The sequence below is a fragment of the Caballeronia sordidicola genome (assembly GCF_002220365.1).
GTDB lineage: Bacteria > Pseudomonadota > Gammaproteobacteria > Burkholderiales > Burkholderiaceae > Caballeronia > Caballeronia sordidicola_C.
The window spans coordinates 108,246-132,870 of sequence record NZ_MTHB01000046.1; the positions used below are offsets into that span (position 1 = coordinate 108,246).

The following is a 24,625-nucleotide window of genomic DNA, read 5'->3' on the forward strand; positions in this document are numbered from 1 at the left end:
AGCCACCGGTAGTTCGGCTCTCAGGAATCGTTGCCTGAAGCCGCCAACCGTCGGTGGCGGACCAGCGCCATCAATGCGCGGTCGCGCCATGCCACGCGTTCTTCCCATTGTTCAAGCGGCACCGCCGTGCGCCTTGCCTGAGTCACCATCTCAACCAGCTCGGGTGTCCACGGATCGTGCTGGCCGCGTTCTTCGCCCGTCCGTTCGTATGCAGGCCCCATCTTCTGCGCGTGCGAACTGATGCCGCCACGCGTATTCAAATCCAAAGCCCGCTAGTTCATCCAGGCGCTGCTTGATTTCTCCCGGTGCAGCATCGCGGCGCGACGCGTCGGGATCGAAGAGACGCACGGGCCATCCCGCGCGCGCAAACACCACAGCGAACGCGACGCCAATACTCCCCGCCCCCACGGTCGCCACACGCCGTATATCAGCCGTGCTCATCTCAGACTCCCGCTACGCCGACCGTCATGCCGCCACAGACATAGAGCACTTGGCCGGTGACGAAACCGCTGCGGGCATCAAGGAAATAGGACACGGCATGCGCGATATCTTCCGGCGTGCCCACGCGTTTCACCGGCACGCTCTCTACAATCGCGCGCGTACGCGGACTGTCCGGCGGGTTCGCGCGATTAAAGAGTTCAGTGCGGATAGGGCCAGGGCCAATCGCGTTCGCCGTGATGCCATGACGGCCGAGTTCCAGGGCCCATACGCGTGTCATGCCGATCAACGCGGCCTTGGTCGCCGAGTACGCTGTACGTAGTTCCTTGCCTAGCGCTGCACGCGAAGACATATTCACGATACGGCCGAAACCCGAGGCCTGCATGCCTGGCAGGAGCGCCTGCATGCACTGCATCGCGCAACGCACGTTAAGGGACCACGCGAGCTCGAGTTCTTCGAGACTTTGTTCACCTGCGCCGGCCGGCACCACCACGCCGACGTTATTGACCAGCCGCGTGATCGGGCCTCCCGCAAGCGCCTGATTGAGTGCTTTCTCGGTTGCTTCGGTATCCGAAAGATCGGCGATGAAGCCACTGCCCACCCGGTCAATCACGACGGCTTCGAAACCGTCCGCTTCACAGCGCTCGGCGCAGGCCGCACCGATCCCGGCCGCGCCGCCGGTAATCAAAACTCGTTCTCGTGTCATATCGTGTGCTTTATGAAATCAAACGGTTGCGATCGGCGTCACGGGCGAACCCATTGCGCCCGGCAGACGCAGCGGCGGCGCCGTGAGCATGAAGTGCGAGCGTGCGTTGGCGCGCAACCATGCCGCCAGATCGCGCAGATACCAGAGCTCGCCAAGCGGTAAGCCGAGCTTGAACAAACAATGATGATGCAGCGGCATCAGCGGATAGTGACCTTGCGCCGGACGTGCGGGATAACGCTCGACCGCATAATTGTCGGCTACCAGGGCGGCAATGCCCGAGTCTGTCAGCCATTGCAACAGCCGCTGGTCGCGGCCGTCGAGTGCGCAGCACTGACTATTGAGCACGGCTTCATCGGGATGACGATTCATCTCCAGCACGAGTTCAGCGAACCCGGTGCGTAGCAACAGCATGTCGCCGCGATCGATCTGTACCTTGTCTGCGTCAATGGCGAACATCAGTTCGTCGTAACCCACGGTGCGATGCTCGCGCCCGTAATGCGCCACGAGATCGACAAGAACGCCGCGTCCCTGCATGCCCTTCACCGCGAGATTTTCAATACCGAGCGCGTCTGCGTGGCTATGTCCGCTTGCGCATTCGTGCGGTGCAAACGCGTCCTCGCGACGGTATTCCATTGGCCCGACTACGTCCGTGTTCGCCTTGTAACCGTTGTAGTAGACGCTTTCCGCCACGCCGTCGCCGTCGGCGTCGAAGAGCGCGCCCACATGCGCGAGCGAGTCCCATTGGGTGGAATATTGCAGGCTCATCAGGACCTGATCGTCGCTGACGACGTCGGTCGCCTGTTCCTCCATGCGCGCGAACGGAAAGTTCACGTAGGGCAAACCGTCCTTGGTCGTTGGCCGCAAGACCGGCGGATGGCGGCGCACATTCAGCTTGCTGTCGCCCGGATAATCCAGCGGCAGGGACAGGCAGAAACTCAGGCCGGCGCGAATCTCGCGCGCGCCTTTCAGCACCTGTTCCGTGGTGATCAGGTTTGTTCGTCCGAGTTGATCGTCGGGACCAAAATCACCCCAGTTCGAGCCGTCAGGCCGATTCTTCCAGCGCCTCTGATCCTGCATGTTCTTCTCCTTGCACGACGTCCTGAGCCGCCGGCGCGGCCAAAAACCCCACTGTCCCTAGCCGATCAAGGCCTGTGGTATCCGGTCGAAAATATCGAGGAGCGCCGCGACCGCGGGCTCCTGGTTCTTCAGCAGGCGAGCCTTCGGGCCGCCGATAACGAGCGCGAACGCTTCGCCGTGGATCGAGAATCCCTTCGCCAGGCCTGCAACGTCCTCGACGTTCTCTCCGGTCGAACGATGCCAACCGAGTGTCACGCCCTGCTCCACTTCCACCTCAAGCGCCGCGCGATCGATCACCGAACCGTCCGTCGACGCGCTCAGCGGCTCACAACTGTCGAGCAGGCGCCGGCGCGCATCCACCGGCAACGCGCCGAGCAGCGCCTTGCCTGCCGCGCTGGCGTGGACGTACATGAAACCGCCGGGTTCGTCGCTGTAGCGAATCTTCTGGCGCGATTCCATGACGTCCAGATAGACAACCCGAGTGCCCGCGAGCGTCGCGAGCGCGGCCGTTTCGCCCGTCGCGTCGCGCAACGCTGTCAGCAACGGCTGGAACAGCAGCGTCAGCGGATCCTCGCTGCAAATGTCGCGTGCGACATGCAACAAGCGCTGCGTCGGGTAATAACCTGCTTTCACGCCCGGCGCGTAGAGATAACCCTTCGCCACCATCGTCTGCAAAAGCGCATGACAACTCGACAAAGGGATTTCGGTTCGACGCGCAATCTCGCTGTAGATCATCGGTTGCCGGACTTCAGCAAATAGGTTGATCACGTCAAAGACGCGCACTGCAGTTTTCACATCCATGACAATATTATCGGTATATCGATAACTTTAGCGCAAGAGATTTGGGGTATACACCTAGAAATGTGCGCCTGCAGAGAAATCAGCCGCCCACTGTCACGAGAACCGGATTGCCTCTTTCATTGCATGGGTAATTCTTAAACAGATAGCTATCCTTATAAATTTCCCCGTTCGAGGCTTGATCATCGACTCCATAAGCATTTGTTTTCTTCACGCGATCGAATAGCCACGACCGGTGAGAACCTGCAGGACGCGAACGGTGAGTCTATTCGGGAGCGTGACCCGGGATCAGGGTGAGTCTTCGCGGGAGCCGAAAGTGAGTGTATCCGGGAGCCAGAAAAAAGCGGCGAAGCCTTCGCGAGAGGCTTCGCCGCTTCTAAACCGCCTGAGTCGAAGGTGTTAATCAGTGTTGTCTCAACATGACATCACCCGGGATCCCGTGCGCCCTAAAGCTGCCGCGCGATCACCATGCGCTGCACTTCGCTCGTGCCTTCGTAGATCTGCGTGATGCGAGCATCGCGATAATGACGCTCGACCGGATAGTCTTCCAGATAACCATACCCACCGTGAATCTGGATCGCCTGCGAGCAAACCCGCTCCGCCATCTCCGACGCAAACAGCTTCGCCTGTGACGCTTCACTCAGGCAAGGCAATCCTTCGGTGCGCATGCGCGCGGCGTGCAACACCAGCAGACGCGCAGCGCTCAGGCTGGTCTGCATATCGGCGAGAAGGTTGGCTACCGACTGATGCTCCTTGATCGGCTTGCCGAACTGCACGCGCTCATGCGAATAAGCACACGCGGCGTCGAATGCGGCGCGCGCAATCCCCACCGCCTGCGCCGCAATGCCAATGCGCCCACCCTCCAGATTAGCCAATGCGATCTTCAAGCCTTCGCCGCGCGCGCCCAGCAGGTTGGCCGCGGGAATCGTACAGTCCTCAAGCGAAATCGGGCAGGTATCGGAGGCGCGAATGCCCATCTTGTGCTCGGGCCGCCCGACGTTGAAGCCCGGTGTATTCGTCGGTACGATGAACGCCGACAAGCCCTTCTTTCCAAGCTCCGGATCGGTGACGGCGAACACGATCGCCATGCCCGCGCGCGCGCCGTTCGTCGTGAACTGCTTCGCGCCGGAAAGCACCCACTGGCCGTCGCGTTCAATGGCACGCGTCTTCAAATTATTGGCCTCCGATCCGGCTTGCGGCTCGGTCAGGGCAAACGCGCCGATCATCTCGCCCGTTGCCAGTTTCGGCAGATATTCAGCCTTTTGCGCTTCTGTGCCGAACGCGAGAATCGGTCCGCAGCCGACAGAATTGTGCACGGCCATCAGCGTGGAACACGAGGCGCAACCCGCGGCGATTTCTTCGATAGCCAATGCATACGCCACATAGTCGCTGAACGTACCGCCCCATTCGGCCGGCACGATCATGCCAAGCAAGCCGAGTTCGCCGAGTTGCCGCACGACTTCGTCGGGCAAGGCGGCATCGCGGTCCCATTGGCCCGCGTGCGGCGCCAGCACTTCGGTGGCGAAATCGCGCGCGGCGTCACGGATCATGCGTTGGTCATCGGTCAGGAAGCTGTCGATCATGATGGTCTGGCTCGTGTGAAATACGGGAAAACGCACTGGGCTTACACTGCTGCGCTTAAGCGGTGGAACGGTGAAGTGGATGGCAAATAGCCTCACGCCAGATTCTAGGCGTGACTCATCCGTCTGCCGATGCCTGAAACGATCAAGCTTCCTGAGCGAATGCGCCACCTAGTGACTACCCCAACACCGCAAAGTCCGCGCGATCAGCGGCCCAGGCCGGCCGTGACTGAGGCTCCGCCCGCTCCCAGGACGCCACGCGGCCAAGGCAACGAACGCGGGACCATAGCTGGGGATTTCGTCGAAGAAGCGCTGCGGTGCGCCGAGCGTCGCGGCGTGGCACGCGTGGCGTTGCTGGAGCAAGCGGGCATCACCCCCGCCACGCTCGCGGCGCCGCTCGCCCGTGTATCGGCTGCGCAATACGGGCGCTTATGGAGCGCCGTCGCAGACGTGCTCGACGATGAATTCTTCGGCCAGGACAGCCATCCGATGCGCCGTGGCAGCTTCGCGCTGCTTTGTCATGCAGCGCTGGGTTCGCGCGACGGAGCTCAGGCGCTGACCCGCATCGCGGGTTTCCTGCGGCTCGTGCTGGACGACCTGCGATGCGAAATCGACACCGACGCAACACGCGTAAGAATTCGCCTTGTCGACACCGCGCAGCCCTCCACCCACTCACCGCGCCCGATGCTCGCTTACGCAACCGCGTTCATCATGATCTATGGTTTGTTGTGCTGGCTGGTCGGCCGCCGAATCCCGGTGCTGGCCGCGCATCTGCGCTGCCCGGAACCGGCAGCGGCCGCCGAATACCGGCTGATGTTCTGCGACGCACTGTTCTTCGACCAACCGGCATCGCACGTCGATCTCGCGCCGGACTGCGTCACGTTGCCGGTCGTTCAGACGGCGGCGACGCTGAAGGTTTTCCTGCGCGAGGCGCCGGCTAATTTCATCGTTAAATATCGCAATCCCGATTCGCTCGCCGCGCGGATCCGCCGCAAATTGCGGCAGGCACCGCCCGTCGACTGGCCTGATAGCGAAGACATTGCGGCGGCGCTGAACATGGCCGAAGCCACGCTAAGACGCCGCCTGAAACAGGAGGGCGCGACCTATCAGTCGATCCGCGATGCGCTGCGGCGCGATCTCGCCATCGCGCGGCTTGCCGATACCACGCAGACCATCGCGGAGATCGCGCATGCGCTCGGGTTCGCAGAACCCAGCGCATTTCATCGCGCATTCAAAAAGTGGACAGGGGTGCGGCCGGCGGCGTATCGCGGCATAGGTGCCGTCGTAGATGCCGAAGCATGACAACACGCACCCGGTCGCGCTGCTATAGTGAAAATCTGCTGGTCCATTGAAGGAGCGTTGCCATGCCGCAACCGAAAACACCACCACGCAGCAAGCGTGAAGCGCCCGTAGACGCGAATCATCGCGAAGCCGCCCTGGACGAAGCGCTGGACGAGAGTTTTCCCGCAAGCGACCCGGTCGCAATCTCATTCGATCACGAACCTTGCGCAGAACCGAAGCGTCACGGCAGCCACGGCAGCCACGGCAAACGGACGCATTAGCCCGCTCTAGTCGTCGAGACCGGTCAGCAGCAGGGCCAGCTTCTCGACATGCTGCATCAGCATCGCCCGGTGTTTGTCGATCTGCTCGATCCGCCCGGTGAGATCGGCCTTCACAGGATCGTCCAGTTTTCCCGACACACGCAAATCCTCCGCCTTCGCATTAATGCCATCGAGCTGGACCATCGAAAGCTGCCGCTCTACGCGGCGCAGGTCGGTCAATAACAGGTCGCGGTTGCGCCGGAACATCTGATCGCGCCGATGCGTCTCCACTTGCTGGAGCGCCTGGTCGGCCACGCGCCGGGTTGCTTCCGTCTGAGAGAGCAGCGGTTCCGGCCCACGCAGGACGGGACGCTTGGGCGCCGGGTGTGCATTGCCGCGGAACACGGCAGCGGGCGTTTCCTCATCCATGGCGCGCTGGGTCTCAGGCGGAATGTCGCGCCGGTCGCGGCGCTCGTCAAGCCAGCGCGGCGGCAAGCCGGTGACGGTTTCCACCCCGCGCACGAACTCCTCACTGAAATCACGCCTTCCGGCCAGGATCAGTTTCATGTACGACGGGGAAAAACTCATCATGCGGGCAATCCTCGCGCCGCCAGCTGGCGATCCTGCGAGCACATTCAGGTTGGCTTGCCACACGAGGTACAGCGTTTCATCGAAATCTTCCATGGGCTAGTCTCCAAGCAGACGGACTCGCAAGCGCCGCGCAGCTGGTTCACATGCGCTTCACGCTTAGGTCCTGGCGAGCCCGTCATCACGGCGACGAGCCGGATCGTGATCGGGGGCGTCGCCTAAGTGGGCATCTGACCGCAATCTTACCGTTATATCAATAATGCGCGTTTTGTCTGACCAGGCGGTAAAAACCCGCAAAATCGTTAGATATTGCGTTGTTTAAGCGCGTCCCGTACCACAAGGACACGGGGTAAGGGTACACGGTGGAGGTCGATCCGCTCAATCCCGCTTGATCAATTCGTTCAACTCCGGTGTCGGTCGGATGATGCCAGGGCGCCTTCCTCAGGAAGATCTGCCACACGAATAAAAGTCATTTATTCATATAACAGATAACCTACAGATATCTGCCAAACGAATATTTGACAGATATCTGTCACAGACATAAACTGCATTTATTCGTGTGAGAGATAATTATCATGCAGCAGACCATCGCAACCCCCTACCAGATGGGTCAGATTCTCGCGGCCGGCCGTAGGCGCGCAGGCCTCACCCAAGCCGAAGCGGCCTCCAGGCTTGGCGTCAGCCAAAGTCGCATATCCACGCTTGAGGCCGATTCCGGCACGTTGACACTTAGTCAGTTGCTGACGCTTTTGGGTGCATACGAGCTGCAACTCCAGGTTCTGGACAAGGGTTCGTCCGCTCCAACCTCCCCCGCGTCGGCGCTGGAATGGTAATGGCAGGACGCAAGCCACATTCCCGCGCGCTGTCAGTATGGGTCAACGGCGTACGAATGGGCGTCTGGCGCATCCCCACTCGCGGCCCGATGGAACTCGCCTACGACCCCGAGTGGGCCGCCTCCGACCTCAGCCGGCCCCTTTCGCTATCGCTGCCCATCCCGCTCGACAACGCCCCGCTCAAAGGCGACCGGGTACTTAACTATTTCGACAACCTCTTGCCGGACAGCGAGGCCATTCGAAAGAGAATCGGCCGGAGATTCCGCACCGACACGCTGGATGCATTTGATCTTTTACAGGCCATTGGCCGGGACTGCGTTGGCGCAGTCCAACTCCTGGGCGTTGATGAGGAGCCCACGGGTGTCGAACAGGTCGATGGTACCCCGCTCAGTGACGGGGAAATCGAAACGCTCCTGAACCAGACTGCCGGCAGCGGCACCTTTGGCCCCCAGGATGACGAAGACGACTTCCGGATTTCCCTGGCTGGCGCCCAGGAAAAGACGGCGCTCCTCTGGCACGAAGGCCAGTGGATGAAACCTCAAGGCGCCACGCCCACGACGCATATCCTGAAGCTTCCGCTCGGCCTGGTGGGTAACCGGCGCGCGGACCTCACCACGTCGGTCGAAAACGAATGGCTGTGCATGCATCTCCTGCAGGCCTACGGCGTACCGGTCGCTGAAACGGAGATCAAGACCTTCGGCAAGCAACGTGCGCTAAGCGTCAAACGCTTTGACCGTCAGATGCACTCAAGCGGCAAGTGGATCTTGCGGCTGCCGCAAGAGGACTTTTGCCAGGTGATGGGGTTGCCCTCGCATAAAAAGTATGAGAGCGAAGGCGGCCCGGGCGTGATCGACCTGGCGCAAGTGCTCCAGCAATCCGAGACAGCGAAGGAGGACATCGAAACGCTGCTGAGCACGCAGATCCTCTTCTGGTTGCTGGCAGCCCCGGACGGGCACGCGAAGAACTTCAGCATCCGGCTTCTGGCGGGCGGACAGTATCGCCTGACTCCGCTTTATGACGTCATGTCCATCTGGCCGGTCGAGGGGAAGGGAGCGAACCAGTGGTCGTGGTTCAGGGCCAGGCTTGCGATGGCTGTGTCCGGCAAGAACCGTCACTACGCTTTCCGCGATATCCAGCGCCGCCACTTCAACGCAATGGCGCCGCGATGCTCATATGGACAGGATGCGGAGCCGATCATCCAGCGGCTGATTGCGCGCACGCCCGGTGTTATCGAACGTGTGTCGGCTGAGTTGCCGGAAGGTTTTCCGGCCAAGGTCGCTGACCGCATCTTCGAGGGACTACGCAGGACCGTAGCCGCACTCGACGCGATGCCCGCCAGGTTAGTTGCATGACAGTTGCATGATGGTTGCCCGAGCGTCGCAATCAATCCATCGGACCATCAATGCAGTGCAATCCATTCCAACGTGCAACGTGTGCGATTTAGCAGCAAACCCGGCTCACGCCTGGTTTGCCGCACGCCATCACGGCACGTCGCGCAAGTACCCTTCCTTCGACGAATCGCGCATCCGCAACGAGACGATCCAGGAAATCGCGCACAGTGCCGTCACGTACCAGTAGAAGGTCGACTCGCTGCCGATCGATTTCAGGAACAGCGCGACGTATTCAGCCGAACCGCCGAACACCGCGTTCGCGACCGCATACGACAAACCCACACCCAGCGCGCGCACTTCGGCGGGGAACATTTCGGCCTTGATCAGTCCGCTGATCGACGTGTAGAGACTCACGATGGCCAGCGCAATCACCACCAGCACGAACGCCATGAACGGGCTCGTGACGTCCTTCAACGCATACAGAAGCGGCACCGTGCAGAAAGTGGCGAGGCCGCCGAACCAGAGCATCGACTTGCGCCGGCCAATCCGGTCCGACAATGCGCCGAATGCGGGCTGCATGATCATGTAGATGAACAACGCCGCGGTCATCACGTTGCTCGCCGTCTTCGCATGCATGCCGGCGGTGTTCACCAGATACTTTTGCATGTACGTGGTGAACGTATAGAAGATCAGCGATCCGCCCGCCGTGAAACCAATCACGGTAAGGAATGCGCCTTTATGTTGCATGAGACCGCGAAGCGTGCCGGCTTCCTTCAGCTTGCGGGTTTCGGCCGTGGTGGTTTCATCGAGCGATTTCCGCAAATACAGCGACACGACCGCCGCAAGCGCGCCGATCCCGAACGGGATACGCCAACCCCACGCCCTCAATTCTTCCGTGGACAATAACTGCTGCAGCACGACCAGCACGAGCAACGCGGCAAGCTGTCCGCCGATCAGCGTCACGTACTGGAACGACGCGAAGAAACCGCGCCGCCCCTGCAGCGCCACCTCGCTCATGTAGGTCGCGCTGGTGCCATATTCTCCGCCCACCGACAAGCCCTGAAACAACCGGGCGATCAGCAGGAAGAAAGGCGCCCACGCACCAATGCTCGCGTAGGTCGGCAGGAAGCAGATCACGAGCGAGCCGGCGCACATCATCAGCACGGAAATCATCATCGAGGTGCGGCGGCCGTGTTTGTCGGCGATACGGCCGAACATCCAGCCGCCAATCGGCCGCATCAGGAAGCCCGCTGCGAACACGCCCGCGGTGTTGAGCAACTGCGTGGTTGGGTTCCCGCTTGGAAAGAACGCCGGCGCGAAGTACAGCGCGAGGAACGAGTAGATATAAAAGTCGAACCACTCGACTAGATTTCCCGATGAGGCGCCGACGATCGCGAGGACGCGTCGCCGGGTGTCGGCTGAAGTTGAGAGGACGGTGTCGGCCATGCTGCGTGAAGCTCCTGTCGCGTGTTGAAAACGGCGGCTTGTGGCCGCTCTTGCGCCGGTCTGATACCGGCAACGGTCCGCCTTGAGCGGCGTTGGCGCGCAAGTTTATACGACGAGATGCAGGTTGATGCAATATGACAGCCAGCCAAATTTCAGCTTACATATTCACTTTCATCGAAAGTTTTTTGTCAGTACATGAATTGAGAGAGATTTCACAAAGCCCTTTTTGGCTTTGCATTCCCGCTGGATCAACGGTTCGCGGCCAACTGAGTGAAACATGGAACGGTCGGGATAAGACATTACGAATATTAAAATTGAAAGCACATGGTAATTACCCTAAGTCATGAAAAAGGTCCCCTGCCCGTGGGGTGGCTCTCTCTATTCACGGGTTCCCTGAGCCGAAGTCTTGCCATAATTGCGGACGCTCGGATTTTCTGGAGAACAGCATGAACCCGCAGTCCCATCAAACGCATCACACGCTCGACGCCGCCCTGGCATCAAAATTTGCCCGGCTCGCACTTGGCCATCTGACGCGCGAGTACCCGAACAAGCTCGACCACGTGATGGGCAGCGCCGCCGATGCACAAGGCCCGCGCGCCCTCCATCCGATCTTTTACGGCAGCTTCGACTGGCACTCGTGCGTTCACGGGTACTGGTTGATCGCGCGGCTTGTCGAGCGCTTCCCCACGTTGCCGGAAGCGCCAGACATTCGTGCGTTGATCGACTCGCATTTCACCGATACCCATGTCGCCGCCGAAGTCGCGTACTTGCAGCGTCCGGAGGCACGCGGTTTCGAGCGGCCCTACGGCTGGGCGTGGCTGCTCTCGCTTGCCGGCCAGCTTCACTCAATGCAGTCAGCAGAAGGCCGACGCTGGTCCGTGGCATTGGCGCCGCTTGCGCACGCATTTGTCGAGCGCTTTACGGAGTACCTGCCGAAGTTGACGTATCCGCTGCGCGTGGGCACGCATTTCAATACGGCATTCGCGCTGACGCTGGCTATCGGTTATGCACGCCAGGTGGGTGACACGGCGTTCGAAACGCTGATCGTCGATACCGCTCGCCGGTGGTATCTGAACGATGCGGGTTGTCAGGCGTGGGAACCGGGCGGCGACGAGTTTTTATCGTCATCGCTGATGGAAGCCGAGTTGATGCGGCGGGTGTTGCCCCCAGCCGAATTCGCCGGCTGGTTCGATCGCTTCCTGCCCCGGTTGGACGCGAGCGAACCCGTCACGTTGTTTGTGCCGGCCACCGTGTCAGATCGCAGCGACGGCAAGCTTGCGCACCTCGACGGCCTGAACCTCAGCCGCGCGTGGTGCCAGCGTTCGCTCGCGCGTGCGCTGCCGGCGGGCGACGTGCGTATCGGCTTGCTTGATGCCACGGCGAACGCTCATCTGACGGCGGGCCTGGCGCATGTGGCGGGTGACTACATGGGCGAACACTGGCTTGCGACCTTTGCGTTGCTGGCGCTGGAGGCCTGACTGGTTCGACGCCTACGCCGCTCCGGACCAACGCTCAGCCTCGATCTCACCCGCGCGGCTGAAACGCGATCACGCTCATGCCGGCAAGCGCGATCGCGACGCCGGCAAGATCCCAGCTTGTCGGGCGAATCCGTTCGACGATCCATAGCCACATGATCGCCACGGCGATATACACGCCGCCGTACGCGGCATATACGCGACCGGCGGCGCTGGCATGCAGGGTGAGCAGCCATGCGAAGAGTGCGAGCGCCAGCGCACCGGGGATGAGAAGCCAGGGCGAACCGTCCTCCTTCAACCATCGGTAGGGTAAATAGCAGCCCACTATCTCGGCAATGGCGGTCACCACATACAGCAGGAATGTCTTCATATAGGGAGGCGGAGCTTCGGGCGCACGAGGGATTGAGAGGTGACTTCTACAAGCATTTTCTACAAGCGCCCTCTCACTTGCCATTCCCACCAAGCGCTGCCAGTCCTGCGAGCAATGCCTGATGAAACGCGCGCGGGTCCTGCATCTGTGGCGCATGCCCAAGCTCCGCAAACTCGACCAGTTTCGCGCCGGGGATCGCCTCCGCCGCACGTTTAGCCAGCTCTGGATAGCGCCCGAGCGTCGGCCGGATCTCCGGCGGTGCGAGATCCTTGCCAATCGCGGTTGTGTCCTTATCGCCGATCAGCAACAAAGTGGGTGTCCTGATCTGCCCGAACTCATACACGACGGGCTGGGTATAAATCATGTCGTAGAGCAAGGCCGAATTCCAGGCAACAACGTCCTTGCCCGCCCCGCGATACATCCCTGCCAGCATCTGTACCCACGGCTCATAACGTGCGTCCCAGTGACCCGCGTAATACGTGGCTTGCTCATATTTGCGAATGCCGTCGGCGCTGGTCTTGAGCTCGCGCGCGTACCAGTCATCGATCGGGATGGACGGCACGCCCTTCGCCTTCCAGTCCTCCAGCCCGATTGGATTCACCAGCACAAGCTGCTCGGTCTCTTGCGGATACATCAGCGCATATCGCACCGCAATCATGCCGCCCGTGGAATGCGCTACAAGCGTCGCTTTTTTCACGCCAAGCGCCGCAAGCAACGCGTGCGTATTGCGCGCCAGTTGCTGGAACGTGTACTGATAACGCACCGGCTTGGTCGATTTGCAAAAACCGATCTGGTCCGGCGCAATCACGCGATACCCCGCTTCGGTGAGCACGTCGATGCTCTGCTTCCATGTCGCCGCGCAAAAGTTCTTGCCGTGCAGGAGAACCACGGTCCGTCCGTTAGGACGCTTGGATGCAACGTCCATATACGCCATGCGCACGATTTGCCGCTGCGATGAAATCGCGAACCGGCCGACCGGATACGGATAGTCGAAGCCCTCGAGTTCGGGGCCGTACGCAGGACCGTCGTTGTCGGACGGTGCCGGAGACGAAGCGACCGGTGGCGAGGACGCAGCCTCATCGTTGGAAGTGGCGGGACCAGTGGAATCCGCGAAAGCAGGCGATGCAATCGATACGGCTAAAGCTAAAACAGCGCAAAGCATGCGGCTAATCGAAGTCATGGGCGCGGAAGCTCGCAAATGGAAACAAGGGAGAAACTAGCAAAGTCAAAGCAAAGTCGGTCGGTCGGTCGGTCGGTCGGTCGGTCGGTCGGTCGGTCGGGGCCCCACGATGCATGCGCCATGCGACGGCGGGAGAATTTTATCGCGTGTGCGTTTTGCGCGTCTTGGCCGCCGACAACATGAATACCGTCGATCTCATTGATCTCATCGCCACGTGATGTACCTCAGCGCCTTATACTCCCGCCTCGACGAAACCCGACCTCGCACGCCGCATGAAAATCCGCTTCACGTTTTTTGCATCGTATCTTGCACCGCTACTGGCCGCGCTCGGCGCTACCGTGTCCCTCAATGCCCTTGCGGCCAGCGACTGTCCCCAGTTCAGCCCTGGTGGCCGCGCGCCCATTGTCGCCAATGCGAAGATGCGCGTCTCGACGCAGCAACTCTGTTATTCCGACTTCACTGTCCTGCATTCCGGCGTGACACACGGGCCGTTGTGGTCGGCGGAACACTTGACGGCGGAGCACATGGACGATGCCCGCGACAACACCCGCACCAACCGTTTTTTCGTCGATAAAAAACTGGCGCCCGGCGACAGCGCCACGCTCTCGGACTACAAGAAGAGCGGCTACGATCGCGGCCATATGAGCCCGGCGGGCGATCGCTGGGACAAGAAGGGCATGGCGGAATCGTTTTCGCTCGCGAACGTCGTTCCGCAAAATCCGTCGAACAACCGGCGCATCTGGTCGCGTATAGAACAGTCCGTGCGGCGCCTGGTGGAGCAATCCGGCGATGCCTACGTGGTCACGGGGCCCCTGTTTTCCGGACGGCAGTTGCAGACGATTGGTGAGTCGCGTGTGCTCGTGCCCACGCAGTTGTATAAGGTAGTGTATTTGCCGGGACGAGACCTGGCGTTCGCCGTGGTGGTCGACAACACGCCGACGAACGAATACACGGTCAAGACGGTCCGCGAGCTTGAAGCCATGAGCGGGCTGCAATTTCCAGGCATTCCGGACACACTGAAAGACCAACGCATTGGAGGACTAAAAGGTGTTTAAGCCATTTGCCAACGATACAGATACCCTCAACATCAACGGCGACGCGCTCGTGATCGCCAACGACACCGCGCGCCTCTCCATTTCCGGTGACCTGGAAATCGTACGCGACAAGACTGGCTTGACCACGGCACTTGTGCTGCAAAAGGCGGTAAACGCCATCGTCGATGCCTTGCAGAATGACGCAGGCTTGCCCGAGAAACTCGCCGATGAACCGCCGAAGCCAGCGGACAAGACGGATAATCCGTTCATCTGAGCGATAGAAAAATTGGCCGGAGACGTATCTTGATCGAATGCCACATTGCACCGAGTCCGCTGGGCCACCTCGCGTATCGCGCGGAGGACGACTGCCTGACGGGATTGTTCTTCGTCGGCCAGAAGCATTTTCCCGCCGGTCTCATCGATACGGGGGCGCCAAAGTCACGTGCGATCATGGCGGCGAAGGAACAGGTCGCCGAGTACTTCGCCGGTGAGCGCACGGTATTTTCCGTACCGCTGCGGCTCAACGGCACCGCGTTCCAGCAACGTGTGTGGGCGGCGTTGCAAGAGATCCCGTTCGGCACCTCCTGGACCTACGGCGATCTTGCGCGCCGGATGGGTGTGGCCGCAGGGGCGTCGCGAGCAGTGGGTGGAGCGAACGGGCGCAATCCCGTGGGGATCATCGTGCCGTGCCATCGCGTAATAGGCGCCGATGGCGAGCTGACCGGCTATGCGGGTGGCGTAGAGCGCAAGCAACACCTGTTGACGCTTGAAGGTGGGCCAGGACGCGCGCAACTCACGCTGTTCTGAATGTCCTCAACGTCCAGAACAGCAACCGATAGATCGGGTACAGGCATCAAAAAACCCCCGCAGGCGCGACGCGTCTGCGGGGGTTTTACGCTTCTGGACGCCTGACAACAGCATCCGGGGCGTTGAGCCTGCTACATCGATTATGGCTGCGTGCTGACGCGAACTTCCACTCGGCGATTCTTGGCGCGGCCAGCAACGGTCGAGTTCGATGCAACCGGATTCGACGCGCCAAACCCTTGCGCCGTGTAGTTTTGCGAACGCAGGCCGTGGCTCTTCAAATACTGCATCACCGATTCCGCACGGCGTTGCGACAACTGACGGTTGTGCGACGCCGAACCCGTCTAATCCGTGTAGCCCGCAACTGCAACCTGGCGCAACGTCACGCCCTGGGCAGCAGACACGAACTCGTCGAGCGTGTCGGTCGCTTTCGCCGTCAGCGAGGCGCTGTCGGTCGCGAAGTTAGCGTCGCCGCTCAAATCGATCTGGCGGGGCATTTCCGCAGCGGCTTGCGGCACGGGTGCCGGTACCGGCGGCGGTGCGACTTCCGGCTGAGCGGGCGCGCCGCACTTGAACGTCAGGATACGCGGATCGGCCGCGTCTTCAGACGGGGCGCGCAGGCGTTCCATGGTTTCTAGCTTGTACGCGGGCTTGTCGCCGCAAATTTTCTGGGCTTGCTTCACGCATGCCGCCACACCTTCGAACAAACCATGACATTCGACGCGATAAACCTGCGCGCCATTGGCTGTCTTGATCTCGTTTGCGTTGAAAGTCGGGCCCGAAGCGGTAGAGCAGCCAGCAAGCGCACCGATTGACAACAGACCTGCAGCGATTAGTTTATTGGACATCTTGTTTACCATTCTTAAATTGACGTGTGACTGAGATATCGAGACAAATGCGCACTGGATGGGTCATCAGACAGTTACCCGATTTTCACAGCCACCTTATTCGCCTCAAGCCTTCGATCCGGATCTCGAAAATGATCTGGAATCCGAAATCGCGCGGCATGTTAGCACGCAAAAACTAGCATTCCTAACTGGATAATTCCTAATTTTCGAAACACTTTCAGACAATCTATGAAACAACCGATAAACGTGAACAATCAGAAAACTTTTGACGCATCATTACTGCGCGGGAAATGAAAAGCGGCCGCGAATGCGGCCGCTTTTTCACACTTTGAAATGCGCTGCAAGCGAGCGAAGCGCAGTCGGCAAAGGCAAGATCGGGAAGCCTGATCCGTCAGGCGCGCTTCATTTTGGCAATGGCATCAGGTCGACATCCGACTGGCGTTGAAGATCCTGCACCTTGGTTTGCAATGCACGCAATTGCGCTTGTGCGGCATCCTGTTGCGCGCGCAGCGAACGGATCGCTTCCTGTTGCTCCGCCTGCCGGTCGGCAACCTGGCTCTGCTGCGCACGCGCGACATCGAGGTCCGCCTGCAGACGATTCGCGCGCCCTTGCTGGACCGCGATCAGCCGGTCAGCAAAGTTTTTCTCAGCTTCGAGCTTGGTCCGGCGGATCTCGGTATCGGCGAGCGCCGCGCTGTTCTTGGCAAAGTCCGCGTATATCGTTTCCGCACGCGAGTCCACTTGAGTCTTGACCACGCGCCAGAATTTCTTTTGCTGAAACAATGCAATATAAAACGTCATTTCATCGGGGTAAAACAGCATGCTGGCGCCATAACTGCCGTTATACGTGGTACGCAATTCCTTTACCTTTGCGTCGCGAATCATTTGCTGCAGTTCCGCGATGTTGCCATTCACCGTGGCTTGCGGTTCGTCGGCTGCGCCGTTGGTCAGGAGACTGCGGCGCGCGCTTGAGTCCCCGAGTGCATCGGCTGCCGGGGCACTGCCTTGCATGGGCGCTGTGGGCCCGGCGGCACACGCTGCGCCGCACAGGACGAACCATGCCAAGACCAGTGCCCCGCCTCTCGTTGTGTAGTTGGAGTTCATGGAATTTCCGGGTTGAACGCAATTAAGAATGCGAAAGCACCAGAATTATGGCAGATAGAAAAGCTAAAGCGGAAAATGCGTGAAGCGGCTTTTTATTGTCTCACCATCGCGTGAAAACACTCCACGATTCGAAACGATTTTTGAAGCGATTCATGTAGCGGCTCATTGCATAAGCATTGCGTACTTCATTGCGGAATTCATTGCGGAATTCATTGCGGAATTCCCGCCGTTTTCATAGATCGTGGCGCAAGCGCGCGTAATCCTGAACGCGCTTGGCGGCACTCGTGTCGCCTGGCATGTCGACGGGCGAGAAGATCCGCCTATCGACGGCTTGTGCCGGCACTGCGGAAAAGATACGGCGATCCGCCTTGAAAGTGAGCGGCGCGTTGGAGTAAATGCGGGGATCGACGGACGTTGCCGCGCTGCTCGGCGAGACCTGCGACAAACTGCCAAACACAATCAGGCCGGCGGCGAAGAAAACTGAACGGAGGTGCAAAGACATGAGAAGGATTCGCCGCAAAAAATGCCTGCGCGCGAACAACCATTGAACCGCGTACTCGTGACAGGCGTGAACCAGATGTGGAACTCGCGCGCGCCAAATAGCAGCGCCCGCAACCAACCAGCATGAGACCATCATCGTGCCGCCCGGGCCATGAGCGAGTTCCGAATTTCTCCTGGATTGCGCCTATTGTTTCAATCCTTTGCGGGTCAGTTGATCCAGCGCAAAACCATCGGCAACAAGACCGGCACCACGAATGCCGTGAACAATCCGTTCAAGCCCATGCCGAGGCCAGCGAATGCGCCCATTTCATCACTGACCTGGAAAGCGCGCGCCGTCCCTATGCCATGCGACGCCACGCCTAGCGCGAAGCCTCGCACATCGGGTTCTTCGATACGTAAAACATTGAGGATCGTGCGCGCCGATACCGCGCCGAACACGCCGGTGCAAATCACCAGCACGGCAGTCAGCGACGACAGTCCACCCAGCCGCTCTGCAATAGCCATGGCGATCGGCGTGGTCGCGGACTTGGGCGCAAGCGATATCACCGTCACGCGCGACACGCCGAATAACATTGCAACGGCGGTCGCGGACACAATCGCCGTCAACGACCCAGCGATCAGGCCGCCGGCCAGCGGCACGGCGGCGCGACGCAGCTTCGGCAGTTGCCGGTAGAGCGGCAGCGCGAGCGCGACTGTCGCCGGGCCGAGCAGGAAGTGCACGAACTGGGCACCCTGGAAATAGGTTTGATACGGCGTGTGCGTCATGCTCAGCACGGCGACAACCAGCGCCACCGCAATCAAAACGGGGTTCGCGAGCGGATTGAACCTGGCACGGGCGTAGATGCCTTGTGCGATGAGGTACGCGAACAAGGTCATGGTCAGACCGAGCAGCGGTGTAGCGGCGAGGTAGACCCAAAGGGCGCCGAGTTGTGTCATGGCGTCGCCCTCAAAGCCCGGAAGGCGTATTCACACGCGACCGGCGCATCTGACGGCGCATCAGCGCCCGCGTGACAAGCGCGGTGACGGCAATCGCAAGTGTCGTGCTCACCACCAGCGCAACGGCGATCGCGAACCCTTCACCGCGCACCTTGCCGGCGGCCGCCATGATGCCAACCCCAGCGGGCACGAACAGCAAGGACAAATGCCGGAGCAGTTCGAGCGCGGTAGGCTCGATCGAATCGACGGCGGACGGCCTCATCAGCAGGAAGCCGAACAGCAGCAACAAGCCGATCACCGGTCCCGGAACGGGCAGATGCAAGCCCATCGAAAGGCCTTCTCCCAAACACTGGAACAAGAGCAAGGTGGCAAGAGCGCGCAGCATGGCGTGGTTGATTGAGTGATGTTTGACGGGTGAAAGCGCGAGTGAAAGCGGTGTGTCCTCGATGATGCCACGCGTAGTGCCAAGCGTAGTGCCAAGCGCCTGGCGCGCCCGAGAAGTGAGACCAAGCGCGACCAAGCGCGACCGGGCGCGAAAAGTGCGAGCAATCGGGCTGATGCGGCAGGATCGATGCGGCGCGGATTGGACCAAGCCCTCATCTCCCGTTCCCGGTCGATCCAATCGACGCCACCATAAAAATTTACAAATGCCGACATCGCGAGTCATCTCGGCGATAATCCGTTTCTACGCGACACACGAACGAGCCAGGCGACGACACTCGAGATATCCATGACCGACCAAGCCACTTCATCCAGCCAGACCGATTACGACCCGAACACCGTGACAACGGGCGTGCCCGGCCTCGACGACATACTCGGCGGCGGCCTGATCAAGGGCGGCTTGTATCTGATTGAAGGCATGGCGGGAGCGGGCAAGACCATCCTGTCCACGCAGATCGGTTTTCATCGCGTGGCCGAGGGTGACTCGGTGCTGTACATCACACTGATCGCAGAGTCGCATTCGAAGCTGCTCTCGCATCTGAAAAGGCTGTCGTTCTACAACGCCGATGCTATCTCGGACAAAATGCTGTTCGTCTCCGGCTACCACGAGTTGATGCGCGACGGCCTGAACGGTTTCCTCGCCTTGATCGCGTCGACCATCAAGACAAGCCGCCCCCGTTTCATGGTGATCGACGGATTTCGCAGCGCCCGCGAATTCAGTTCCACCGAGCTGGAGTTGTCGCAGTTCATCCACGAATTGAGCGCGTTCGTGACGGCCGCGGGCTGCACGACGCTGATCCTCGCGCCGCTCTCGGGCAACGAGCCACATCCGGAACACACGCTCGTGGACGGCCTGGTCGAGCTCAACCGTTTCGCCACCGGCATGCGGCGCGCGCGGGAAATCGAAGTGCATAAATTGCGCGGCCGCGATCATTTGCTGGGACGCCATTCCTTCAAGATCACCGCCGACGGCCTCGTCACTTTCCCTCGCCTGGAAGCGCGCTCGATGCTGCTTGAGGGCGCACCGGACCTGAAGTCGAAGCTCGCGTTCGGCCTCCCCGACTTCGACATCATGCTCGGCGGCGGCGTGGTGAAAGGCTCGACCACGACGCTGATCGGGCCGTCGGGAATCGGCAAGACGCTGCTGTCACTGAAATTCCTCGAGGCCGGCGTAGCTAACGGCGAGCGCTGCGTGTATTTCGGCTTTTACGAATCACCGGAGCGGCTGATCGCCAAGGCAGAATCCGTATCCATTCATCTTGCCGATGCAGTTGCCGACGCTCGCCTGATCGTCGAGTGGCGGCCAGCGGTGGAACTTGCCATCGATGAACTCGCGGCCGAGCTGATTTCGGTGGTGAAGCGCGCGGGCGCGTCGCGGCTCGTGGTGGACGGGATTGAAGGATTCCACGATTCGGCGAACCGCATGGAGCGTTTCGGGCTGTTCCTGAACGCATTGACGCACCGGCTGCGCCAGGAAAGCGTCACGACGATGCTCACCGAGGAGCTGCCGCTTTATGCGGACATGGCGCACGGCTGCTCGATCCGCGCATCGGCCATGACGGAGAACATCGTGTTGATGCGATACGTGGAGACATCCACGTCGCTGTATCGGATCGTCTCTATTATCAAGCAGCGCGAAAGCGCCCACGATCCGTCCATCCGCCGCTTCATCATCGATGAAAATGGCTTGCATCTCACGGACGGTTTCATCGGCACGACCACATTGTTATCGGCGCGCGGCACGATCCCGCTGACGCTTTCCGACCCGGACACCGGCACGCGGAAATGAAAAAGATCCTCGTCGTGGACGATGAATTTGACCTCCTGACCACCTGGCGGCTTGTGCTCCAGATGGAAGGATACGAGGTCAGTACGGCGTCAAACGGGTTGTTGGCGCTCGAGTCAGCGCGTGCGAATCCTCCCGACCTGATCATTACGGACTGGATGATGCCCGCCATGGACGGCGTCGCGTTATGCCACGCACTCGCCGCCGACGACACCCTCGTGCGGATTCCCGTCGTGCTTTCCAGCGCCGCCGCGCGCACGCCGACGGTCACGCACCCGCACCTCGAATTTCATCGGAAGCCGCTTTCTATCGATGAGCTCATTGGAATCGTTGCCCGCCTGATCGGCACGGCTTGAGGGCAAACCACCCAGGGCTATCCATTTAAGGCGACCCACTTGGGGCGGCGCGCCACCTGGGCACGATCCCTGCTGAAATGAACGCTCCGGTTAGCCGGATTTCTTCGATAAACCGCTTCAACTAGAACGGGAGGCACCATGGTGCAAGATCAGGTAGAAGGCGCGGCGCAAACCGTCGTGGGCAAGGTGCAGGATGCGGTCGGCGGTTTGACCGGCGACGCGGCGACGCAGGCTGAAGGCAAGGCGCGCCAGGTGCTCGGCAAGATTCAGCTCAACTACGGCGAGACCATCGACAACGTTCGTGAGGCGGTGATTGCGAAGCCGATCAATGGCGTGCTCGTAGCAGGTGCAATCGGGTTCGTGCTCGGCGCGATCTGGGCGCGGCAACGGTAAGTTGGGCGCCACGGGTTGTGTGAAAAACGGCTGGCCGTGCTGAAAAGCGGGGCCAGTTTTTTTGTGTCCTAAACGGCTCGCTTCCACGCGATCTCCGTGTATCGGGCGCGCTAGATGCTGATTTTCATGATGCAACCTTAAAGGGGAACCCCATGACAATCACCGCAAGCCGTCTCTCAGACACAGAAGTGCTGGTCGACCATACCGTTTATACATTTTCGGACAGCGTCGTGGCCGACGCCTTTCAGCGTTGCATCGGGCAGGATTCAGTTAATTCGTGCAGCTCGAGCCACGCGCCGCTGTCTTCGCGCACAACGAACGATGCTGCTCTGGACGACCTTGCGCCCGGCAGCATCATTTCACCATCGCTTGGCGGTATGCCCTGACGGGCTTCGCATAAAACGGGCGCTGCTCCCGCCGCGTCCGTAGTTCATTTATTTCGACGGCTTGTCTTCCTTGTCCTTGTCGTTAGTCGCAGGCATCGGATCCACCGGCCTTGGCTCCGATACCCCTTCCGGCTCCGAACTATGCGATCCGAACCCGCCGCGACCGCTCGCTTCGGGCGTGTTGCCGCTGCCCAGGGGGACCTCGGCAGTCTGCTTTGGATGCTGCGTGAGATTGCGGCCGTCAGGCTCACCGGGTTCAGCTTTCGCGCTCGATGGCCGAGGCGCGTCGGCCGGTCTTACTCCTTGGCTCGCGTCACCGCCGGTTGCCGCCCCGCCCGGCAGATTGCCGCCGGAGCCACCGCCGCTCGCGCCACTGCCGGAATCCCCAAGCGGTTTGCTGTTGTCTAGGTCGCGTTGCGTTGTGGTCGGTTGTGATGTGGTCGATGGCGTCGTGGTCGATGGCGTCGTGGTCATTAGGTGCTCCTGTCGTGATGGTTTGACGTCCCATCAGTCGAGCAACCGACGTTCCTTGTCGCGCTTTCCCTGGCTTTTTTCCCGCTCCGAGCGAGCGGGGTAGCAAAGCGCAGCTACCGCGCGGAGCGGGAATCCGCATTCCGGCGGTTTTGTCGCGTCACCCAATCCGCGAGCAGATTCGGCACGCGCGGCAACGCGTGCGGCCAGTGCACGGCTTCCTTCGCCAACTGTGCGACGAGGCCATGCGAGCTGAACTGATCCAGCGCCAGACGCATGATCACCCGGCGCGCGATGGGCCACACGTCGATATCCGGAGCAATCCGATGTGCCATTTCCTCGATGCTCTGCGCCGAGCGCGCAAGCAACGCCGCGCGGGACGCAATGCCCGTATGGGCGTCGCCGAATGCGTGCTCGAGCGGTCCTTTGCCCAATGCCGTGAAAAGATCGGCGGCCGTCCGATGTCGATGCGCGTCGCCGGCAAAACGCTCCGCCTCCCGCCGGTACGTCGCTTCCACACGCACCGCATGCTGCGTCTCGTGTTCGTCGGGCCGCCCATGCCGCATGTGTTCACGCGCAGCCGCCTTGTGATCGCCGTGCAACAACGCGTTCGACCCGGCAACGAGGAAACTGCGTTCGTGCGCGGCGAAAAACGTGAGCGGCGAGTCTCCGTCGAGCACGAGCGCCCCGAAGGTGTCCGGCTCGATGCTGACCGCCGCACCCGCCGCTTCCAGACCGGCGTGGAACACACCCTCGCCGAGCGCCGTCTCGAAAAAAACCTCGATCCACGTAGCAATCAATTGGGCGGGGTCCAGACCGTGGACGCGCAGCGCTCTGGCGTCCGAGAGCGGCACGCTGCGCACGGCGCGCGTGACGAGCACCGTGTCGCTGCAAAAATCCCACAGTACTTCGGGCACGACGACCCGCGCGTCTTTGTTCACCTCGCGCAACCGGTAGCGGAGAAAACTTTGATCAGCAGCGCGCTGGCGCAAATCAAGCATCCCGATAACCGACTCCGTCAAGCGTGCGATCAGCGCGACGATATTCTGCTCCCGAACCTCGCGCGAAAAACGACCGGCCAAACGCGCCGCCGAGTTCGCCACATCCAAATCTTGCACCAGTTCGGTGCGTGCATCGGTACGGATCAACGTGACGCGGACGGCGACAGGCGGTGCGCTCCCACCGATGCCGGGGGTCATGTCCAGCGTAATCAGCGCACGGTGCGTCTGCTGCGCTATTGCGCAGCGTTCAGGCTCGGCATCCACATCGATCAACGCGGCAGCCCGTCCCGGCGGCAGCGCAGTTTCGAGCGCCCGGCGCAGCGGCGCATCTTTCAGCGGCGCCTTGAGGGTGTCCAATTCGGCGAGCGCGACGCGCACCGCCGTCTCGGCCAACCCCGGATGTTGCGCCAGCAGGCCCGACGCCATGGTCAGCATACCGGACAGGTTCTGCAACACCGGCACTCGCTGGGTAAGACTGGTAGCGCCGCGGCTACGCGCGCCGGCAGCGAACGAACGCAAGACGCGATGGATGGGGGCGTCGGCGGCGGACTTTGCGCGGCTTTCCCGCGCAAACAGCGTCGCGAGGCGCCAGATTGCACTCACGCGTTGCATCATCGGTTCACCCGGCACAGGCTCGAATAACTGATTTTCCGCTCCTTGGTGAGGTGGACAGGGTAAAGAAACACGGAAGCCCCACGCGAGTCAAACCTCAAAAGAGCAATCCTTGCGCAATTCATGTTGGTCACGCAAGCGTTCGGAGCGTTCTCATGGATAACACTCGGGCCGCCGGTAGCTGCAACGGAGTTGAAGAAGATAGATCAGAACGGACCGGCGCGTCGAACCCAGGCTGGGCGATCTGAGGCATTCATCGACGAACTGCGCGCACGCCGGCACGGTCCGAACGCTAATCCTCCCGCATGGCGCTCAAGCAATTTTTAGTCACTGATGGCGCAATTAAGAATCTGAACGAAGCATATTAATTGTCTGATGTATAAATCCAGGTTTGTTGGCAAACTATTGACTCACGGCATTTTTCAAATTTCCTTCTTCAATCTCTATTTGTCACACGAGTCTCGTCGCATCGGGGGACATCTCACAATTCATTGCACTGCGTTTCCCAATATTGACATCCAGCAATGTGCGCTACATCTTGAAATCACGATGTACATAAGCAAACGTTGCAATGCATAAAAAGCTGCCT

Annotated in this window: 29 protein-coding genes and 1 pseudogene; 12 read left to right on the forward strand and 18 right to left on the reverse strand. The window is 60.6% G+C overall.

The window, feature by feature from the left end; genetic code table 11:
• Window positions 1-20 precede the first annotated feature (20 nt).
• The 6 genes from BSU04_RS46300 to BSU04_RS07880 form a co-directional block, all read right to left on the reverse strand.
• Window positions 21-260, reverse strand: a complete 240-nt coding sequence (locus tag BSU04_RS46300; RefSeq protein WP_179258236.1) for a hypothetical protein — start codon at window positions 258-260, stop codon at window positions 21-23.
• Window positions 151-441 carry a 3-hydroxyacyl-CoA dehydrogenase NAD-binding domain-containing protein gene (locus BSU04_RS48745; protein ID WP_089160071.1) on the reverse strand — a complete coding sequence of 97 codons (291 nt, stop codon included), beginning with the start codon at window positions 439-441 and terminating at the stop codon, window positions 151-153. The genes BSU04_RS46300 and BSU04_RS48745 overlap by 110 nt, the downstream gene beginning before the upstream one ends.
• 1 nt (window position 442) lies before the next feature.
• Window positions 443-1,144 carry an SDR family oxidoreductase gene (locus BSU04_RS07865; protein ID WP_089160072.1) on the reverse strand — a complete coding sequence of 234 codons (702 nt, stop codon included), beginning with the start codon at window positions 1,142-1,144 and terminating at the stop codon, window positions 443-445.
• Between the two features lie 18 nt (window positions 1,145-1,162).
• Window positions 1,163-2,221, reverse strand: coding sequence for a cyclase family protein (locus BSU04_RS07870; RefSeq protein WP_089160073.1), 1,059 nt, complete (start codon window positions 2,219-2,221; stop codon window positions 1,163-1,165).
• Window positions 2,222-2,278: 57 nt separating this feature from the next.
• Window positions 2,279-3,022, reverse strand: coding sequence for an IclR family transcriptional regulator (locus BSU04_RS07875; RefSeq protein WP_089160074.1), 744 nt, complete (start codon window positions 3,020-3,022; stop codon window positions 2,279-2,281).
• A 443-nt stretch (window positions 3,023-3,465) separates the two neighbouring features.
• Complete coding sequence (locus tag BSU04_RS07880; protein WP_089160165.1) at window positions 3,466-4,599, reverse strand: acyl-CoA dehydrogenase family protein; 1,134 nt, start codon at window positions 4,597-4,599, stop codon at window positions 3,466-3,468.
• A gap of 225 nt (window positions 4,600-4,824) precedes the next feature.
• On the opposite strand from BSU04_RS07880, the gene BSU04_RS07885 reads away from it, so the two are divergent.
• A complete protein-coding gene (locus BSU04_RS07885) occupies window positions 4,825-5,901 on the forward strand; it encodes an AraC family transcriptional regulator (RefSeq protein WP_256982294.1) in 1,077 nt (358 codons plus the stop codon).
• Between the two features lie 62 nt (window positions 5,902-5,963).
• Complete coding sequence (locus BSU04_RS07890) at window positions 5,964-6,161, forward strand: hypothetical protein (RefSeq protein WP_089160076.1); 198 nt, start codon at window positions 5,964-5,966, stop codon at window positions 6,159-6,161.
• 6 nt (window positions 6,162-6,167) lie between these two features.
• Here the strand turns inward: BSU04_RS07890 and BSU04_RS07895 are convergent, their stop codons facing one another.
• Window positions 6,168-6,824, reverse strand: a complete 657-nt coding sequence (locus tag BSU04_RS07895) for a hypothetical protein (RefSeq protein ID WP_089160077.1) — start codon at window positions 6,822-6,824, stop codon at window positions 6,168-6,170.
• A 479-nt stretch (window positions 6,825-7,303) separates the two neighbouring features.
• Between BSU04_RS07895 and BSU04_RS07900 the strand changes: the two genes are divergently transcribed.
• Window positions 7,304-7,561 carry a helix-turn-helix domain-containing protein gene (locus BSU04_RS07900; protein ID WP_089160078.1) on the forward strand — a complete coding sequence of 86 codons (258 nt, stop codon included), beginning with the start codon at window positions 7,304-7,306 and terminating at the stop codon, window positions 7,559-7,561.
• Window positions 7,561-8,913, forward strand: a complete 1,353-nt coding sequence (locus tag BSU04_RS07905) for a type II toxin-antitoxin system HipA family toxin (protein ID WP_089160079.1) — start codon at window positions 7,561-7,563, stop codon at window positions 8,911-8,913. Before BSU04_RS07900 ends, BSU04_RS07905 begins: the two co-directional genes overlap by 1 nt.
• Before the next feature lie 129 nt (window positions 8,914-9,042).
• Here BSU04_RS07905 and BSU04_RS07910 read toward each other — a convergent pair whose 3' ends face one another.
• Complete coding sequence (locus tag BSU04_RS07910; protein ID WP_089160080.1) at window positions 9,043-10,338, reverse strand: MFS family transporter; 1,296 nt, start codon at window positions 10,336-10,338, stop codon at window positions 9,043-9,045.
• Window positions 10,339-10,784: 446 nt separating this feature from the next.
• Between BSU04_RS07910 and BSU04_RS07915 the strand changes: the two genes are divergently transcribed.
• Entirely contained in the window at window positions 10,785-11,816 is a 1,032-nt protein-coding gene (locus BSU04_RS07915) for a DUF2891 domain-containing protein (RefSeq protein ID WP_089160081.1), read from the forward strand.
• Window positions 11,817-11,862: 46 nt separating this feature from the next.
• Here BSU04_RS07915 and BSU04_RS07920 read toward each other — a convergent pair whose 3' ends face one another.
• Both BSU04_RS07920 and BSU04_RS07925 read right to left on the reverse strand, forming a co-directional pair.
• Complete coding sequence (locus BSU04_RS07920; RefSeq protein WP_089160082.1) at window positions 11,863-12,183, reverse strand: YnfA family protein; 321 nt, start codon at window positions 12,181-12,183, stop codon at window positions 11,863-11,865.
• Window positions 12,184-12,256: 73 nt separating this feature from the next.
• A complete protein-coding gene (locus BSU04_RS07925; protein WP_179258239.1) occupies window positions 12,257-13,363 on the reverse strand; it encodes an alpha/beta fold hydrolase in 1,107 nt (368 codons plus the stop codon).
• Window positions 13,364-13,635: 272 nt separating this feature from the next.
• Here BSU04_RS07925 and BSU04_RS07930 point away from each other — a divergent pair, with 272 nt between their 5' ends.
• The 3 genes from BSU04_RS07930 to BSU04_RS07940 are packed head-to-tail and all read left to right on the forward strand — an operon-like array spanning window position 13,636 to window position 15,204.
• On the forward strand, window positions 13,636-14,418 hold the full coding sequence (locus BSU04_RS07930; RefSeq protein WP_089160084.1) for a DNA/RNA non-specific endonuclease: 783 nt from the start codon (window positions 13,636-13,638) through the stop codon (window positions 14,416-14,418).
• A complete protein-coding gene (locus BSU04_RS07935) occupies window positions 14,411-14,671 on the forward strand; it encodes a hypothetical protein (protein WP_089160085.1) in 261 nt (86 codons plus the stop codon). Before BSU04_RS07930 ends, BSU04_RS07935 begins: the two co-directional genes overlap by 8 nt.
• 29 nt (window positions 14,672-14,700) lie before the next feature.
• On the forward strand, window positions 14,701-15,204 hold the full coding sequence (locus tag BSU04_RS07940; RefSeq protein WP_089160086.1) for a methylated-DNA--[protein]-cysteine S-methyltransferase: 504 nt from the start codon (window positions 14,701-14,703) through the stop codon (window positions 15,202-15,204).
• Between the two features lie 140 nt (window positions 15,205-15,344).
• Here BSU04_RS07940 and BSU04_RS47420 read toward each other — a convergent pair.
• The 6 genes and pseudogenes from BSU04_RS47420 to BSU04_RS07965 all read right to left on the reverse strand — a co-directional run.
• A pseudogene (locus BSU04_RS47420) lies at window positions 15,345-15,530 on the reverse strand (OmpA family protein); the annotation flags it as partial.
• A gap of 15 nt (window positions 15,531-15,545) precedes the next feature.
• Window positions 15,546-16,049 (reverse strand): OmpA family protein, encoded by a 504-nt coding sequence (locus BSU04_RS07945; protein WP_256982295.1) that lies wholly within the window; start codon window positions 16,047-16,049, stop codon window positions 15,546-15,548.
• A gap of 402 nt (window positions 16,050-16,451) precedes the next feature.
• Window positions 16,452-17,153, reverse strand: a complete 702-nt coding sequence (locus BSU04_RS07950) for a DUF2968 domain-containing protein (RefSeq protein ID WP_256982297.1) — start codon at window positions 17,151-17,153, stop codon at window positions 16,452-16,454.
• Window positions 17,154-17,385: 232 nt separating this feature from the next.
• On the reverse strand, window positions 17,386-17,655 hold the full coding sequence (locus BSU04_RS07955) for a hypothetical protein (protein WP_144021159.1): 270 nt from the start codon (window positions 17,653-17,655) through the stop codon (window positions 17,386-17,388).
• A 206-nt stretch (window positions 17,656-17,861) separates the two neighbouring features.
• The gene (locus BSU04_RS07960; protein ID WP_089160088.1) at window positions 17,862-18,590 is read right to left on the reverse strand and encodes an LrgB family protein; all 729 of its coding nucleotides are present in this window, start codon (window positions 18,588-18,590) and stop codon (window positions 17,862-17,864) included.
• A gap of 10 nt (window positions 18,591-18,600) precedes the next feature.
• Complete coding sequence (locus tag BSU04_RS07965) at window positions 18,601-18,975, reverse strand: CidA/LrgA family protein (protein WP_089160167.1); 375 nt, start codon at window positions 18,973-18,975, stop codon at window positions 18,601-18,603.
• Window positions 18,976-19,320: 345 nt separating this feature from the next.
• Between BSU04_RS07965 and BSU04_RS07970 the strand changes: the two genes are divergently transcribed.
• The 4 genes from BSU04_RS07970 to BSU04_RS07985 all read left to right on the forward strand — a co-directional run bounded on the left by BSU04_RS07970 (window position 19,321) and on the right by BSU04_RS07985 (window position 21,952).
• Complete coding sequence (locus tag BSU04_RS07970) at window positions 19,321-20,820, forward strand: ATPase domain-containing protein (RefSeq protein WP_089160089.1); 1,500 nt, start codon at window positions 19,321-19,323, stop codon at window positions 20,818-20,820.
• Window positions 20,817-21,173, forward strand: coding sequence for a response regulator (locus BSU04_RS07975; protein WP_089160090.1), 357 nt, complete (start codon window positions 20,817-20,819; stop codon window positions 21,171-21,173). Before BSU04_RS07970 ends, BSU04_RS07975 begins: the two co-directional genes overlap by 4 nt.
• Before the next feature lie 138 nt (window positions 21,174-21,311).
• The gene (locus tag BSU04_RS07980) at window positions 21,312-21,566 is read left to right on the forward strand and encodes a CsbD family protein (protein ID WP_089160091.1); all 255 of its coding nucleotides are present in this window, start codon (window positions 21,312-21,314) and stop codon (window positions 21,564-21,566) included.
• Between the two features lie 152 nt (window positions 21,567-21,718).
• On the forward strand, window positions 21,719-21,952 hold the full coding sequence (locus BSU04_RS07985) for a hypothetical protein (RefSeq protein WP_089160092.1): 234 nt from the start codon (window positions 21,719-21,721) through the stop codon (window positions 21,950-21,952).
• Between the two features lie 48 nt (window positions 21,953-22,000).
• Here the strand turns inward: BSU04_RS07985 and BSU04_RS46305 are convergent, their stop codons facing one another.
• Together BSU04_RS46305 and BSU04_RS07995 are read right to left on the reverse strand one after the other, a co-directional pair.
• A complete protein-coding gene (locus BSU04_RS46305; RefSeq protein WP_179258240.1) occupies window positions 22,001-22,426 on the reverse strand; it encodes a hypothetical protein in 426 nt (141 codons plus the stop codon).
• Window positions 22,427-22,539: 113 nt separating this feature from the next.
• Window positions 22,540-24,039 carry an AarF/UbiB family protein gene (locus tag BSU04_RS07995; protein ID WP_089160168.1) on the reverse strand — a complete coding sequence of 500 codons (1,500 nt, stop codon included), beginning with the start codon at window positions 24,037-24,039 and terminating at the stop codon, window positions 22,540-22,542.
• Window positions 24,040-24,625 lie beyond the last annotated feature (586 nt).

What these genes read in the sequence shown, in the direction of transcription:
- BSU04_RS48745 (WP_089160071.1), bottom strand. Translation starts at nt 441, where the DNA reads ATGAGCACGGCTGATATACGGCGTGTGGCGACCGTGGGGGCGGGGAGT.
- BSU04_RS07865 (WP_089160072.1), bottom strand. Translation starts at nt 1,144, where the DNA reads ATGACACGAGAACGAGTTTTGATTACCGGCGGCGCGGCCGGGATCGGT.
- BSU04_RS07870 (WP_089160073.1), bottom strand. Translation starts at nt 2,221, where the DNA reads ATGCAGGATCAGAGGCGCTGGAAGAATCGGCCTGACGGCTCGAACTGG.
- BSU04_RS07875 (WP_089160074.1), bottom strand. Translation starts at nt 3,022, where the DNA reads ATGGATGTGAAAACTGCAGTGCGCGTCTTTGACGTGATCAACCTATTT.
- BSU04_RS07890 (WP_089160076.1), top strand. Translation starts at nt 5,964, where the DNA reads ATGCCGCAACCGAAAACACCACCACGCAGCAAGCGTGAAGCGCCCGTA.
- BSU04_RS07895 (WP_089160077.1), bottom strand. Translation starts at nt 6,824, where the DNA reads ATGGAAGATTTCGATGAAACGCTGTACCTCGTGTGGCAAGCCAACCTG.
- BSU04_RS07900 (WP_089160078.1), top strand. Translation starts at nt 7,304, where the DNA reads ATGCAGCAGACCATCGCAACCCCCTACCAGATGGGTCAGATTCTCGCG.
- BSU04_RS07905 (WP_089160079.1), top strand. Translation starts at nt 7,561, where the DNA reads ATGGCAGGACGCAAGCCACATTCCCGCGCGCTGTCAGTATGGGTCAAC.
- BSU04_RS07910 (WP_089160080.1), bottom strand. Translation starts at nt 10,338, where the DNA reads ATGGCCGACACCGTCCTCTCAACTTCAGCCGACACCCGGCGACGCGTC.
- BSU04_RS07915 (WP_089160081.1), top strand. Translation starts at nt 10,785, where the DNA reads ATGAACCCGCAGTCCCATCAAACGCATCACACGCTCGACGCCGCCCTG.
- BSU04_RS07920 (WP_089160082.1), bottom strand. Translation starts at nt 12,183, where the DNA reads ATGAAGACATTCCTGCTGTATGTGGTGACCGCCATTGCCGAGATAGTG.
- BSU04_RS07925 (WP_179258239.1), bottom strand. Translation starts at nt 13,363, where the DNA reads ATGACTTCGATTAGCCGCATGCTTTGCGCTGTTTTAGCTTTAGCCGTA.
- BSU04_RS07930 (WP_089160084.1), top strand. Translation starts at nt 13,636, where the DNA reads ATGAAAATCCGCTTCACGTTTTTTGCATCGTATCTTGCACCGCTACTG.
- BSU04_RS07945 (WP_256982295.1), bottom strand. Translation starts at nt 16,049, where the DNA reads ATGTCCAATAAACTAATCGCTGCAGGTCTGTTGTCAATCGGTGCGCTT.
- BSU04_RS07950 (WP_256982297.1), bottom strand. Translation starts at nt 17,153, where the DNA reads ATGAACTCCAACTACACAACGAGAGGCGGGGCACTGGTCTTGGCATGG.
- BSU04_RS07955 (WP_144021159.1), bottom strand. Translation starts at nt 17,655, where the DNA reads ATGTCTTTGCACCTCCGTTCAGTTTTCTTCGCCGCCGGCCTGATTGTG.
- BSU04_RS07960 (WP_089160088.1), bottom strand. Translation starts at nt 18,590, where the DNA reads ATGACACAACTCGGCGCCCTTTGGGTCTACCTCGCCGCTACACCGCTG.
- BSU04_RS07965 (WP_089160167.1), bottom strand. Translation starts at nt 18,975, where the DNA reads ATGCTGCGCGCTCTTGCCACCTTGCTCTTGTTCCAGTGTTTGGGAGAA.
- BSU04_RS07970 (WP_089160089.1), top strand. Translation starts at nt 19,321, where the DNA reads ATGACCGACCAAGCCACTTCATCCAGCCAGACCGATTACGACCCGAAC.
- BSU04_RS07975 (WP_089160090.1), top strand. Translation starts at nt 20,817, where the DNA reads ATGAAAAAGATCCTCGTCGTGGACGATGAATTTGACCTCCTGACCACC.
- BSU04_RS07980 (WP_089160091.1), top strand. Translation starts at nt 21,312, where the DNA reads ATGGTGCAAGATCAGGTAGAAGGCGCGGCGCAAACCGTCGTGGGCAAG.
- BSU04_RS07985 (WP_089160092.1), top strand. Translation starts at nt 21,719, where the DNA reads ATGACAATCACCGCAAGCCGTCTCTCAGACACAGAAGTGCTGGTCGAC.
- BSU04_RS46305 (WP_179258240.1), bottom strand. Translation starts at nt 22,426, where the DNA reads ATGACCACGACGCCATCGACCACGACGCCATCGACCACATCACAACCG.
- BSU04_RS07995 (WP_089160168.1), bottom strand. Translation starts at nt 24,039, where the DNA reads ATGATGCAACGCGTGAGTGCAATCTGGCGCCTCGCGACGCTGTTTGCG.